Below are 15,472 nucleotides of genomic sequence, written 5' to 3' on the forward strand. Positions count from 1 at the left end.
TGTCAGCAGTAGTATCGCTGGACGTCGGCAAACCTATAAAGACGGTGACGTCATCCATAATGCTTATCAGGAAACGGCACGTCCACAGGATACTGTTATTGCCCACCTACAGTTTCACATGCGTCATGAAGTACTGAATTTAGAATTACTGGTCCGTCTGTTTGAGCAGATAGGCGCTAATGAGGTACAAGCATGGGTCAACCATGAGCCGACAGGCAGCTATGCCCGTAGAATGGCTTTCTTGTATGAATGGCTCATGGATCAGCAGTTAGCAGTACCGAGCAATTTGGGCGGTAATTATGTCGATGCTTTAGATACTAAAAAGCTGGTTACCTCAAGCCCTACGCAGGTTATTAAGAACGCTCGCTGGCGTATCAATGACAATCTAGCAGGAACCCGTCATTTCTGTCCTCAACTGGTGAAAACAGAGTCGTTTACGCACGCAGCAGCACTCGATATTGCCACGATAGTTGACAAGCTGAACGATGAGTTTGGGCAAGACTTACTGATGCGAGCATCGGTATGGATGACCCTACGAGAGAGTAAAGCCAGCTTTACTATAGAAGGGGAAGGAAAAGAGTTAAAACGTATTGAACGTTTTGCTGATGTAATGGCCCGGCGTACCGGCAAGGGGGATATTCCGCTTGATCCTGAATCGCTGGCAGAATTACAACAAGAGATATTGGGGAGTAAAACGGTCATTCAGCAGTATGGCATCCGTCAATCCCCCGTTTTTGTGTCGCATACTCAGGTCAATGGCTTTAAAGAGATTGTGCACTATATCGCCCCACCTGCCGATGACATTGCTAATAAGTTAGAAGGGTTACAGGCATTTATGAAAAAGACCGAGGGACAATCAGCGCTGATCCGTAGTGCCGTTGCCTCCTTTGCTTTTGTGTATATTCACCCACTAGCGGATGGCAATGGTCGAGTGCATCGCTTTTTGATTAATGATGTGCTCAGACGAGATCAGGTGATTCATGAGCCTATTATCCTACCCATATCGCAAGCCATTGCGGAGCACCCCTCAGACCGTTATACCTATGACAAGATTTTAGACAGTGTGTCCGTACCACTCATGAAGCAGATCCGTGACCACTATGACTTTGACAAACAGGCCGTTACTTACCCTGATGGTATTCGCTCTAACTTGAACTTCACAAGCAGTCACCTTATTCAACCGGCATGGCGCTTTATGGACTTAACGCCTCACGTTCAGTACTTATCAGCACTGATTGCTCATGTCATTGAAAAAGGGATGCACCAAGAGTCACAGTACTTAAGACAACATGACCATGCACGTCGGGCAATCAAAGAAATTATTGAGATGCCCAACAGCTATGCCGATAGGATCATTCGCAGTATGCTACAAAATAAAGGCGCTAAGAGTAATAAGCTCGTTAAGGATTATCCGTTTTTGGCAAATGATGAGACTTGGGATGATATATTTACTGTCGTTTTGGAGACTTTTAAAGATGCTGCTGGTGATTTGGATAGATGACACCCTGCTTTATGCATGGTTATCTGTTATGAACTAATGATAGATCGTGGTTGTCGATACCCCCCATTCTTTTGCCGCTTTCGTTACCGATATGTTCATGTTTCACCTAGTGTTCAAGTGCGTTTTTAGAGGTTTGTTCAGTATAACTGTCCAGAACGTTCAGTGAACAACTATGGCACTAACCGACCTATTTAAGCAAATGACATAAACGCACCATACCTAAGCATCAAGCCACCCGATGCTTCTTAAAATTCTCTACCTGCTCAAATACTTCTTTATACACCTCGCCACGATCAATGGGCGGATAGCCTCACTCATCGAGTAACATCATTAGGTCGAATTGAAGCTCAGCCTTGATATTCTCAGGCTTGTTCCAGTCGGTGTACTTGGCTTTATCATCAATCACTTGTTTGACGGCTTTGGACAGCTCTAGCAGCTTGTCCTCAGGATAGGTAAAGTTGTATTTATGGACTAATTAAAGTGGTTTTACTACATTAGTCTGTTTTAGCTTGAGTATTGGTTTGAATAGTTGATTTCTCTGGATCATATCTCATTTAGTATAAGTATCAATAATAAAGAGAAACAACATAAATAAATATTATCGACAAATTTTATATTAACTTAGTTGTTTGAAACATATAATTAAATCCAATACATATTTTACTGTCAGGCTATCTGATTAGAACCTTTCAAGATATTTTCTATGGGATTGCAGTCTCTTTTGAATTTAAAGATGACCATAATCCAGTTTTAATATTTTAAAAAACGCTAAAAAAATTCGTATAATTGCCTAGGCTATAAAATGCACAAATCCTATCTACAAATCAATACACATAGCTTTTGTATCAAAGTATTTACTGGCATTATTTAACACAACTATGTCAGTTTCAAGGTGGCGGTAAACAGCCTATAACATAGTTCACCGCCTAGCTACCCGCTCATACTTGTCCTGTATGAACTGCGGATTAGCCACCATAAACAATTACCTAAAGCAAAAGGACCTATTAACTGCATGTTATTCCAAATCACTCCACGCTACTGCAATCCACAAGTCTGACATTGCACTTGTTTCAAAAAATAGCTCTAGCTCTCCCTCAGGTGTCTTGGGCAGTCCTATCTTAGTGAGTTTGCCGACGAGCAGATTACCAAAGGAGAGATCCTTACTGAGTGAATCTTTATTACCGTTGTTGTCTGACACATTAAGACTATTGGGAATTTTCTCCTCTGTACTCTTGGCCAGAATATCGACCCGCGTCACATTTTTTAGCCGACCTTGACTCCAGAACGGGTAATGTTCTGCGCGTAGGTTGAGTACCAGTTCGGCAGGGTCTGTTTGGCTCTGAAACTTGGCCCATTCAGTTGGGAACTCATGACGCACGGAGAACAAGCGTACAGAACCAGCAGCTTGAGCTTCGCTGATGCGCTCTTTTATATATCCAATTGCTCCGCTGCGCAGCAGTTCACCTCCCTCTCGAGCCGTATAGCGAATGTGCAAGATAACATCGCTAATTGTTTGATAGTCAAACTGTGCTGGGTCTTCTTTACTTGGATCCGCTGGTAGTTGCAGTTGCCATTCGCTAATAGCACCCGAATTCTCAAACGGCAGATAGCGTTCGTCACGAAGGTTGGTCTCAAATAGCCCGCTGTCGTTTTGAGCAGAGCTGGTAACAATAGATTGGAGGCTACCGAAATTATCGCTGAAACGGTCGTCCTCAGCGTCTTCACGAGCATAGATGCCATCTCGCAAAATTTGTGTCTTGCGGATGCTGCTTTTAAGCAACGTCAGTGTGCAGTTGACGCTGGCGTAAGGGCCGGTCACGCAGGGGACGCTCAACGATACGGTCTTGATGCGCCGGAAGTAATGACCTGGGCCATCCATGTCGAAGAGTGACTCAGAGAGCTTTAAAGTGCAGCGGCCGGTAGTGCGCAACTGGATAAGCGCCAGTGGGCTCACCTGGAGCAGGCTGACGTGCTTGGTCAACTCGTATTCACGCTGGTTTAGCTCGTAGTAAGCCATCTCCATGCGCTTGACATCCAGATAGAGTTTTTCGCCAGCTAAAAGCCCTTCCTTACCGGCCAGATAACCGAATTTAAGATAACTCAACTCGGGATTGCCAAGCTCGTGCTGCAAGGCACGCTCCGCTTTCTTAGCAATGTCAAAAGCAAATTGGAAACACTGTGCGTACAATCCCTTTACCTCACGCTTCATCCATGCATACAGTGCTTTGTTAGTTTCCTTAGCATTTCTTGCAGTACCTTCCGCATTTAGGAAATACTCGATCTCCTCAGCGTGCTTCATCTGCTGGCGGTGATTTTTCAATTCAAGTTCGGCGATGGCTTCGCGAATTTGTGCGCCGCGGAGTTGTTTAAATATTTGACTTATTTCTCCAGCTGCAAGGTTACTCTGGAAGGCCCAGTCTTGTTCTCGGCGGGCGTATGAGTCTATTCGACTTGCTCTTCTTGCCTCAAAGTTTAATCGTTCGGCGATTCCTCTCTCGGCATTTGCATATGCAGCAAATGCCGAAGCAACATTCTGCCCACCGAAAGTAGTAGCACCCCCAAAACCCAAAGGTTGGGCACTTATTTCAAACTGCGGAACAATGGCTGCAACAGAACTAGCTATGTTTGTAATGCTAGCAATATCGCTGTATATTTGTGCTTCTTCTAGAAGTAATAGTTCCCGCACTTCATGCGAACTAAGAATTTTTCCACCGTTAAGAAACTGAGCAACTTGGGAGAGCACATCCGTGGCAATATCTATCTTAATCTCGCGCAGACCTATCTCTGGCTCCTGCATCGCAAACTTCATTTTGCTTAAGCTATCTGTATCTAGCTCTTCAAGATCAGGAATCGCTTGCTCTATCTCATCAACCTTCTTGCCCAGTTGCTGTTCGTAGTAACTGTAACGCTGCACCGCGAGCGCTAGTGATTCAAGTAAGCCTTCTCTGGACTTGATGGCCTCCTGTAGCTGGCCATAGCGCACATGTTCAACCATATCCATGATCACACGCTCATGTTTAGCACGTAGCAAGGTCATAGCCTCACCGTCTTCTTTCTCCATCGCTGAGAGTAATTGATTGCCCAAAGATTTAACTTCCTGAACAATTTCGGATGCTTTCTGCACCAATAGCTGGAAGCGAACCAGCGGTAACGGCTGGTTGAGGCCGTTCACGATAGCACCTACATCCAGGCCTGCCGCAGTCGCTCTCGCCAGCATTGCTGGATCAATAGGCGGCTCGAACAGGGCAAGTTGGCGGAAAGTACCCTGCATGTTCAAGCTATTGCGGATCTTAAACAGGCGATCGCCCACTGTATCCCAGTAGCCGAGTAGCTTGTCGTTGCGTGGTACGCAGAAATAGAGCGCCTTGCCCAGGCTTCGAAGGGTAGCCAGCCTTGGGTTGTCGCCCGAATCAGACGCTGGGAACGGCATCAGGTCGAATGGTAGTTCGGGTTCCATGTCTCGCATGACGGAGCCGAACTGCTTCAGATCGTTACGCAAATTGTCATAAGTCTGTCGCCGTACCGTTCCCTTTTTGGGCACAGGCAGGGGCTTAGGCCCCAATATATTTGCAGCCAGCACGTAGAGCATCAATGCTTCGTCAATAGCTTCGCCGGTGTCCTGTCGAAATAGCGAATCGCCCCAGGCAATCAGGTTATCTAGGTAGGCCATGATAGTCTTGTACATATACGCCTGCTGCCGATAGCGGGCGATTACGTGCGGACGGAACGGCGCGTTTTTCCATGCTTCGATGCTTTGGATAGTCTCATTACGCAGCGGCGCATCGGCGCCTGTGGCGAGGTTAACTAAGATTTCCTCGATCTTCTCGACATCAGTATACTGAAACGGACGCACTTTCCAGAAACGTTCAGGAGTTGGACCATCGCTGTCGTCGGTAGGGTCGAAAAGAAAATGGAACCAGCGCTGCGCATCGGCAAAGCGCTGGTTCTTGCTCAGGTGAATGGCGATGGTAATCGGCACATGGAAGAAGAGCTCCCAATTGTAGACGGAGTAAGCACCGGCAGACGAGAAGTCGAGATCCTTAGTCGGATAGGGCCTGTGCACGTGCTTGGACTCCGGATCATAGCTGGCTTCAAAGAAATCCGCATACAGGTCACTGACGGGTCGCATGCGCCTGCGCAGAACATTGACGTTGATCGCGCCAGGGATGCCGATTTCAGTGCCCGCCGCGAGAACCACCATGGTACCTGCCGGAATGCTCGCCACAGTGCCGTCGAGCAGTGCGATCTGGGTAGCATTGACGAGTTGGATCGGCGTATCGATAGACACCGCCGCCTGCCTGGCGCCCGTAAGCGTGAGCGTGCCCCGAGGATAGGGCGTCGGCTGGACGTGTTCGACAAGTGTAAGGGCTGTGCCACCCTCAACTCTCGCAATAGCAAGGCCGCTAAGTTTCAGATCATTACCCTTCTCGAGTTCCACGGAGACGCCGCCCTCGGCGGTCGCAGTAGCCTTATCCAGAAGACCAATGCGAGCAGCGCCTGGGACCGATGCCTTAACGTTGCCGCCCAGCTCGACATCCACTCCATAGGGTAGAGATATCTCACCTGGAGCATATTCCGTATCCGCAGCCTGCAATCCGGTCGTGCCTTTGCGCAACAATCGCTGTGTGAGCGGCTGCACGTAGGGATGCTGATGTAGGTAGAAGCGGTACGTGAGTTCTCGCTCCTGGATGACAAAGTACTTGGTCTCTTGTGTCTCGATGACGCGGCGGAGATGGTAGACTAACTCGGTATCGAGATGGCCGTGAAACGTCTTCATCTTGAACATTAGTTCTTTGTTCATATCGTTTACCCTCTCTTAGTTCTGACCGAAGCGAGTACGCCGGCGTCGAAACTGGACTGGTTTAGGTCGGTGAAGTTCTTTTCTAGCGCTGAATTGAGACCCGCAGCGCCCACGATATTCAGTCCCCCGCCGATCTCTCGGAGACCAGATCTCTCGAAGGATTCTGCGTCACTCATCATGATACTGCTGCCACTGGCCAATTCGCTCCCCGCATTAACGTTCACGCGTCCAAGGCCGATCGCAGAATCAGTAGCGTCTCGAATCTCAATCCCAGCTTGACCGAACGGGCCTATCAACACTTTGTCGCGATTGATCGCAGACACGGGGTTGATCAGCCAGTCTCGATCGAGGATAGGGTTGATAAGCGAATCGTGGTGGATTTTTGAAAGCCAGTCATCGTCGGGCATCGGTATCGGCCACTTCCGTGGGATATCCGGAATGATGACAATGTCTGGGTTCAACTCATGATTGGGTTTCGGTGTTCTCGTTACCCATTCTTGCCACTTCTCGATAGTCGTCTCAGTAAGATTCGGTTCAACGAAGAACGTGTGCCGATTGTCCTGATAGAAGACCGGTTTCATAAGAGTGGCAATCTCGCCCACACTATTCCTGATTGCCGCTTCGACCGCATTCGGATTGGTCGCGCCCCGATACGCGTCCTTAGAAACACCCAGCGCCGTGAGGTGATTGTTACACGGCAGGAGCGTGTAATTCTTACCCTTCTTCAGAATATTGGGGTTGACGGACGGCGGGGTCTTGCCGGGCTCGGTCGTGATCCATTCCTTGAAGCTGACCTTGAGTGGACCGTTGCCCTTATACCGGTTGGCAATACCGATATTGGCGCTGCTAAACGGATTGGCTGGCTTATCCGTATACTCACCGCGCTCGGGTGCGCTGTTGCGTCCTGCCAAGTAAAAGGCGTGTTGAAACGGGTGATGTAAATGGACAAACACTCCACCCTCCTCTCCGTCTTCATACAGCTCCTTTGTGACGTGTACGAAGACGGACTTAGGATTAAACCAATTAAGCCCCCTAGCCACAACGGCACTAGGCGATGTGAGGCCTCCAGATTCACGCGTTGTCCACTTCCCCTCCACGTACTCACTCCAGTGCAGGTATGCTTCAACATCTTTCTTAGGCGCTGGAATAACAATACGTTTCATGGTGTCGTCAATAGTCGTGTTCCCAGCGGGTTGCTGAGCCTTCTCCAGGAAGGTAATCCAAAATAGATACAATCGATCACGCCAGATCACTGGCGCCAAGTGGTCGCCCTCAATCTCGGTGCTCACTGGCTCCCAAGGCGACCACATCTGGTGGGCATAGCGGCGATAAAAGTACTTGTGCGGCTGACTGTACGTGCGGCCAAACACATGCAGGGTACGCAGCGCCGAATCGACGTTGTCCTCAATGTGCATAGCGCAGATATCCAGCCTCGCCAGCTCGTCTAGCTTTTTCAAGTAATTGAGGAAAGCGTCCTCGACGAGTTCTCTGGAAACATCGCCCTGCAATAGCGCGCCCTCAAATTCGCTGAATAAATGTGTTTTATCGTCGCGAAACTCTGGCTCCAACCAGTTTTCTGGGAAAAGGAATATCTTGCGGTTTGCCTCCCACACGCGATAGCGATTCATCCACTCCCATTGCTTGCTATTGATGGTCGATGGCTGAACCTTAGGTTCGAGATTAAGCAGGCAGCGCTGGATGAACAATTGCAATGAGGCGTTTGCCAGACGGATGCGCGAGGTTTGTACCACCGGCTCCATACCGGGGTCGATGAGGAAATACTCATACAGCTGCTCTAAGCGGTCGAACCCATGCTGGTGCATTACGTAGGACGCCAGCGCATCACGCTGTCGCGCTCGCAGCTTGTCGAAGATCGGCTGGGCAACACGCTGCCAGGTCTCTTGCTCAAAGCATGCTTTGATGGCTTCCTTGAGATTCGAGGCAATCTCAGGATACTGTGTCGGACTTGCCTTCGTGCTGACGATCCTCGTCCACTCCAGCAGCGAGGCCACCGGTACCTGGAAGCGCTCGACCACTTGAAGCGCGGCCCACAGCCGCTCCAGTGGCTCTTCGCTTGCAAAGCTCGGCTGTTCGGCCAATGCCCGTGCCACCACTTTTACGGTCGTTTCGTCGTGGCGTGTAAGCTGGCCGATCAACGAATAGACTACCTTGTCCAAGCGGTCCGGAGCAGCCGTCCCGTTAGCCTCGAAGATACCGATCAGGTCATCGGTGCCGCCGGCGAGATCACGTTTCAATCGTGCGTAAGCCGCCAGGCGCAAAAATTGCTTGAAAAGCGTGAACGTCAGCGCGCCAGTGTTATCGCTATCCTGGGTAGGCAGCGCGCTCAATGACACGCCGTCGAAGTCGTCAGCATGTCTTGATATATAGCGCAGCTCGCGCTCATTGAGCCCTAGCGTCTGAAGCAATTGCAGCGCCTTTGTCAAAAGCACTTGCGCGCGGCCGCTGCGCTGGACTGCAGACTCGGTATACAATGTCAACTGCGCCAGCCAATCTTTGGGCAGTGTTTCACCCTGTACGCGTAGTTGCGCGTCGCTGCCGTCCAGGTTGCGAAGCTCAAGTGTGAAGTGATAGGGCACGCCGGGTTTTAATTCTACGTACTCTTTTTCTTTCTTACCCAGTTCCTCGTTGTCCTGGGTCGCTTTGCCGGTGAACACGGGGCCGGGTAAATGAGCGAAGCTTAACTCCGCTTCGGCGTCTTTCTTATCCAACTCGGCAAAGAATCGATATACTCCGGCCGCAGGGACTTCGAGCCAACCCTCCAGCCGAGCGCTGTTGGTGCCAGGCGGCTTGAGCGAATTGCCAGCACCGTCCTTCAGACTGGTGTCGGCGTCAGCGAGGAGTACGCTTGGTGCCGCGGGATCGGCAGACTCCGGAGGGGGCATCGGCTCGACGTAGAAGCGGGCACTGACGCCAGGTTTACCAATCGCAACGAAAGCATTCAACAGCGGTTGCGTGTTTTGCGTCGGATCGGCTAGCAGTGTCCTGTCCATTAACAGTGACTCGACTAGGGATGCATCTGCGCCCGTGGAAGCAGTCAGCGTTTGCACCACCAGTTGGCGAATCAGTCGTCGTTGCAGAAAAGGCAGAAATGTCGTCGTGAGTCGGGTGCGCTTTTCCCGTAGCTTTTCATTATTATCTTTTCTCGCTATCTGCTTTTGATCTTCCGGCAGGTCGTCTTTGATAGTGGGAACAGGTTCGAAAAGTTTGTCGAAATCTTCTTCTTTCAAGAAGCCCGTGGTCGCCGATGCCGTGAGTGTTTGTTCTTGTAAATGTTTAGTAAAGAACTCACTGGCCTGCTTATTTGCTTCAATCTGTGCGGCATCGAGCAGCGCGGTAAACGTAGCTCGCTGACCGGCCGTCAGCATTGCACTAAACTTATCTTTCAGTTCAGTCTTCTGCGCATCAAACATTACACCGCGAAATACCAATTTCTGCTCTTGCCGGATCGCGTTGTAAGCGACTTGGCTGATTGCGAGCTCACCGACAAAGCTTGTCGCCGGTAGGTGGTTATTCTCAGTAACAGCTTGTTTTGTAACTGTAAATTCTGCCGTTCCGTTCAGCATGGCCCAAAATCGCTCGGCCACGTCTGACGGCAGAGCCAAACCCAGCTTTTGCCGCAAAATGTCGTCGGTCGGAGCGCCTGAGTCCGCCGGCACGGCATGTTCGGCGAGAATGGCGCGGATACCCTCGGCCAGAGTTTTGGTCAGCGCTGACATCGTTTCGCCATTCTGCCGATAATTGTCAAACGAATTGAAGCGATGCTGCAGCAAATGCTCCAGGTCCTCGATGTTGAACCCACTATCCTTGACCTCTTCTGCGACCTTGACGAACCCCAAGGTCTGGGAGAGAGGATAGTCCTGATCGAGCGTCGTTAGTGGGTCTGTATGAAGCGGCTTGAACGGATCGAAACCAGATAGCCGTTTGAGTGCGATCAGTTCGCTCATAGATAGCTTCAGCGCCTTGGCGAGCAGCACGTAGCGGTAGAGGGTTGAGACGTTGGGCAGAGTAAGCATGGCTTCGTCCAGAGAGGTGTCGACGTCTACTAGAATGGCGCCGATCTCGTCAGCAGTGAGGCCCAACGCACCCTGCAAAACGAGCATGTGGCCCTTGATCAGCCGGAATTCGGCGGCTTTGACCTGGACTGAGCTAAGGAGCGTCGACAATGCGTCGACTGTAGCCAGACCAGCAAGCCGGTCCTTCTCCGCATCGGTCAGCACGCCGATATAATTAAGGTACTGAACCTCACCCAGGTCATCGTAGCGCAGACCAATCCGATCCTCGCCAGCAAAGGCTGCCGCGTTGATCTGGTCAGCTGCCTTGACACCTGGCAGACGAACCTCGTAGCGAACTTGGTCGGCGAGTCTAGCCAATTGGTTAGGCTCGAGATAGCGTCCGAATGGATCGTCAAATACCGAAAGGCGGCGCGGGTTGCCGGCGACCATGACCTCGACCTCGGCGCTCTTACGCGCGCTGCGGGTCAGAAACAATTGTGCATAGAGGGACTGTTTTCCGGTAGTCGGAATATTGGACCACAGCGTTAGGATCTTTAGGCGGTTCTGTTTGCCGACCCGGACGGCTTGGTTGAAGGCCTGCATATGTGCCAGGTAGATCAGCACGGTCTGGAGTGGCTGTTTGGCGAGATTGGCCGGGTTATTATCGTAGGGTGCCGTCTTTGGAGTGAAAGTGCTCAGCGCACGGTCGGTCTCCTCAATGCTCCAACCTAGCTTACGCCACAGCCTTACGAACAGGTTGATGCGCAGGAAAATGATTGCATCGGCCTGCGTACCGTCTGCGTATTGCAGCATGGTCTGATCGAAATTGCATCCGGTATCTGGGTCGACTAGAAGAAGAACGCGGTCGTAAGGGATGGCCTGGATGGCGGCTTGAAGATCATTCAGCGGTGTGTTGAACGTCGTCACCAGCTCGCTTAGCCTGTGTTCAACGGCCGCCACCTCATTCACGACATCCCAGCCTGTCAATTGACTATTGGCTAGCTTCTTGGTCAGGCCGTCAAAGCGCTGCTGATCAGCGGGCGAAAGGTCAGCGCGTCTCTTGCCGACGATGTCCTGATTCTGGTCGTAGAGCGCCTTGTTTTTCGTGTAAGCGCGTGCATCCGCAATCGTCATGCCCAGCTTGTACAGCAGCGCCAGGTCGGATAATTCTGGGTTTACAAACGCTGTCTGAACAATGGCGGTAATTTCTTTATAGGTCACGTCCAGGCGGCGAGCCAGAGCTTTGGCCGAGTTAAGGTCGACTCGCTGGCCGGTCTCGGCGTCGACCGCCTCGTCCAGCGCCATCGCTGACGTCTCGAAACCGTAGAGCATGAACCACTCGGACAGCGGGGCGGGGCTTGTGAAGATAGCGACTTCTGACGGTGAAAGTCCTAGCGATTCGAAGAAGATCGCGGCCCAGTCGTAGGCGGCAGTGGGCCCAAACAGATCGTCTGACTGGCGGAACGTCTTTAGCACTTGCCACAGCGGCGTCTCGAAGTAGTCGCAGAACTTGCGGACAGTTTCGAGCCACAGATCAAACGGCAAATTCAGCGGATAGCGCGTCTTACGGAGCGTGTCGTAGGCCTCGCGAATGACGTTTTGCGGCTCGGCTAGTAGTTGGTCGGTGGTGGCGTCACCGGTATCGTGGACGGCATCCTTCGCCAGTTTGCCGTTGGCAACGTAGTACTCGAGGATTTCGTTGACGATATCGATGTAAGGCAGCGCGGTGTGCGTGTTTTCGCAGCTTAGCGCGATGTGAGGCAGGTCGGGTCGACGCTCGATGAGTGCATCGTAGGGTCTCATCGCATCGCCTGCCGCATTCTTGTGTGGATATTCCCGATCCCCATGGGTTTTCTTCCAATTCGCCAGAAAATTGCCCCAAACGCCTGGCTCCGTATCGACGAACTGCAGTAAATCCACCATATACGCCGCCGGACTCAACACGGATCGGCAGTGTTCGCACTCACAATAGTCCATCGAGCCTAACATCGATTCCATCGTTGGGAAGTGCTTGATCAACTCGTTCTTCACGCTCTCGCGTACCTGTAGAGATGAGGATATACCCGCAACGTGCGGCTCGCTGTCGAGCTTCTTGGCAATGGCAAACAAGTTATACGTGACACTGCTAATTTGCTGCGCCTTGGTAGCGATAAGCTCAGGCACTCCATCTGGTGCTGGCGTATTATAGATCTCTATATACTTGGCTTTGAATAGCGAGATGAACTGTTCTTTGGGATATGCCATCAAGTCAAAAGCAGAAGTGATGTCCAATTGCATTAAAACTGGCATGGCGTCATTGCTAGGTGTGAGTTGATAGATGCGCTGCAGTTGCTGCAGCTGAGCAATTTGAACTTCAGCGTTATCGATATCCTCGACAACCTCGGCATGGTCCCTGAAGAACGTAGTAACCGGTGTTTCGCCCAAACGGAACCCGTGTGCAGAGGCATTCTTCAGGAGCGTAACAGTGGCGGGGTTTGCGGCGAATGATTTGAAGTTGTCATCCGTTTCCATCAGCCGCTCCACCACTTGCGTGGGATAGCTCAGCCTCAATTTTCGTGCCATGTCCTCAGCATAGGCATTCAAACGGTCTTCGACCTTTTCAGCACCATAGGCAATGGGGATGAGATCTGCGAGCTTCTTCTTATCTACGTCGGTCAAGTTCTCTCGTCGGCTAAAAGGGATCCTCGCCTGTTTAAGTATCTCATTGATCCATTCATCCGCACGGTGAAAACCTTCCTCGATCAGTGCAGCAGGATCGTCCATCTGCTTCTCCATAAGACGCACGGTCATCGCTTCGCTGTTACCAGCTAGAAAGGCGAATTTGCCCTGCAACTGCAGCTTGCGGACTTGTGTGCCATCCAGGCCTGCCTTACGGGCCTCCTCCCACAGTTGGGCGCCATCACCACGATGCTTCAGGTAGATCGGCGCGAATTTCTCTTGTGCGTCTTGCGGCAGCCCAGAAGCTTTGAGTAGAGCACCGTAGGTGGTTCGGGAACCTGGTACCGACATCGCTAGTCGCATCTTGTTCGCGAACGCAGTGAACTTCGTTTTGAGTACCGCGACACCGGCGTCGTCAATCTCAACAACGCCGGCGTCGCGCGCCTTCCTGATCGCCATTTCCGCGACGTCTGGTTCGACCTGAGCAAGCAACAGCTTGTCGAAAGGCAAACCTGCACGCAGGAGCCCGTAGAGCGCTTCGGCAGGCACATCGATATCGGCCGCCAATCGCTCGGTGGCGGACGCTAAAGCGATCAACCTTGCGTCCCATCCGGTGGCACGGTTGAGGACAGACAGGTCCTGCTGCTGAGCGTCCTCTTTGGCGAACGCCAGCTCAGCCATTTTCCCGACGAGCGGCGTAAGGTCCGCTGAGAGTCGGCGGTACTCGGCTGAGAGCGGCTGGAGGTTCCCAGGCGCCAGCAGGTTCAATCGGACGCGGGATTCCGCCGTCAGTTCGTTCAGCGACCGGGAGAGCGGAACCTCTTCCCCATCGGGCTTGACTGCGCGGATTTCCAGACTAGCTGCATGACCACCAGCGTCGTATGAAAACGCATAGCGTCCATCGCCAACGGTCGTAGTTGCGTCTAGAAGGGTCGCTTTTCCGCCAAAATCGTGGCGGTAAAGACGTAACTTAAGCTTCTCTGCCGGCAGTCCGTGCTCGAGTAGGATGGCGCCCTCGATCGTCTGGCGATTCGAGGCAGGAGCGGTGATCGGCACGACGAGGTCGATGGTCTCAATAGGCTTGGCATTCGAAACCACTTGGGAGGACACGACCGTTTCACCATCGTCACCAATTGCTGAGATCTTGAGATTGACACCATCCACTCCCGGCAGTAGCTCGTAGCGAATAGTATAGTGACCTTGCGCATCGGTCATGTCTTCGCCCAGATGGATGGAGCCGAGTTCGACTTCGTGGCTCGCGCGCACCTTTACGCCTTTTAGTGGCAAGCTATCTTCACGCTGAACTTTACCGCTGACTACGCTGGAGCGTTCTTTAGCTTCTTCCAATTCATCGTCTAACGAGCTGGCGAGTTTTGTCAGTTGCTTTTGTCTAGCGGTAAGCATTTTCTCGACCTGCTTTACTTGATCTTTAGAGGCACCCCATTCTTGAAACATATCCAAAGCAAGCAAAAAAGCTTTAATAATTTCCGAAAATCGCTTGATCTGGACACGCAAGTCATCGGTCGTAGGAGTAAGCTCATCGATCTGCTCTAAGGTGAGCTTGACGGACCGCGCCAGTTGCTCCAAGCCCTTATCCATAGGAATGAGCTGGCGCAGCTTCGCATTTATCCGCTCTGCGGTGACTTCATCGACAACGCCATCAGCCTCCAGACCAAATTCCTCCTGAAGTTTCAGCACCGCTTCACGGGTGCCCTCGCCAAAGTGATTAGCGGCGACTTCTTCGTCGGAGATGTTCAGGTCGAGTAGACCTAATTCAAACTGAAGCAGGCGCACATCTGCACCGCGCCGGTCGAAACTTAGATTACGTTCTTGCAAGTTCATGGTGTTTCTCCACAATCTGATTTAGATCATTTTCGTACCTATTACCTTTCTCTATCTATCTTTAGTAGGGGTAAGCGCTTCGACTTGCTTCAATAAATGTTTGACAAACTGCATAAGCTGTTCCAAGCTCTTGTTCGTAGACACGCGCTTTATCATTTCTGCGTGTATCTGTTTGATCGTAAGGCTGCCGACGATTAAGTCAATCTTGAGACCGAACTGCTTCTGAAATTTTTGTACGGCTTAAAGTGTGCCTTTGCAAAATCATTATCGGCAGCTTCTTCGTCGGGAATATTTAGGTCGAGCAGAGACAACTCAAATTGCAGCTGCTTAACATCCGCACCGCTCGAATCAAGTTTAATATCGCGTTTTTTCAGGCTCATTGTGTGCCTCCACAATCTGATTTAGATCATTTTCGTACCTATTACCTTTCTATAACCATCTTTAGGAGAAGTAAGCGTATTAATTCGCTTCAGTGGGTGCTTGACGCACTATACTATCTGTTTCAGGCACTACATCTACCAACAGCAGATTAATGATTAGCGCATTCAATAGCAGGATGGAAAAAGTTCATCGGTTTTCGTCACTATCGCTTAGTGATCAGGTTATTGATATTTACCGTTGTTCATACTTATGGCATCTCCTATTACTGATCTCTAG

At 51.1% G+C, this 15,472-nt stretch carries 4 protein-coding genes and 1 pseudogene; 1 reads left to right on the plus strand and 4 read right to left on the minus strand.

Annotated elements, in window-relative coordinates; genetic code table 11:
- Positions 1 to 1,501: Fic family protein (locus H2245_RS11335; protein WP_182407527.1), on the plus strand; the 1,501-nt coding region annotated here is incomplete at its 5' end.
- A 310-nt stretch (positions 1,502 to 1,811) separates the two neighbouring features.
- Here H2245_RS11335 and H2245_RS12245 read toward each other — a convergent pair.
- From H2245_RS12245 to H2245_RS11355, 4 genes and pseudogenes are all read right to left on the minus strand, one after another.
- Positions 1,812 to 1,952: pseudogene (locus tag H2245_RS12245) on the minus strand (type I restriction enzyme endonuclease domain-containing protein); the annotation flags it as partial.
- A 564-nt stretch (positions 1,953 to 2,516) separates the two neighbouring features.
- On the minus strand, positions 2,517 to 6,302 hold the full coding sequence (locus tag H2245_RS11345; protein WP_220464431.1) for a hypothetical protein: 3,786 nt from the start codon (positions 6,300 to 6,302) through the stop codon (positions 2,517 to 2,519).
- 5 nt (positions 6,303 to 6,307) lie between these two features.
- Positions 6,308 to 14,815: a neuraminidase-like domain-containing protein gene (locus H2245_RS11350; protein WP_182407528.1), complete on the minus strand. Its 8,508-nt coding sequence runs from the start codon at positions 14,813 to 14,815 to the stop codon at positions 6,308 to 6,310.
- 194 nt (positions 14,816 to 15,009) lie between these two features.
- Positions 15,010 to 15,195 carry a hypothetical protein gene (locus H2245_RS11355; RefSeq protein ID WP_182407529.1) on the minus strand — a complete coding sequence of 62 codons (186 nt, stop codon included), beginning with the start codon at positions 15,193 to 15,195 and terminating at the stop codon, positions 15,010 to 15,012.
- Positions 15,196 to 15,472: the final 277 nt, after the last annotated feature.

Origin of the sequence: Psychrobacter sp. GP33 (genome assembly GCF_014119005.1) — a bacterium.
In the GTDB taxonomy this organism is placed as follows: Bacteria; Pseudomonadota; Gammaproteobacteria; order Pseudomonadales; family Moraxellaceae; genus Psychrobacter.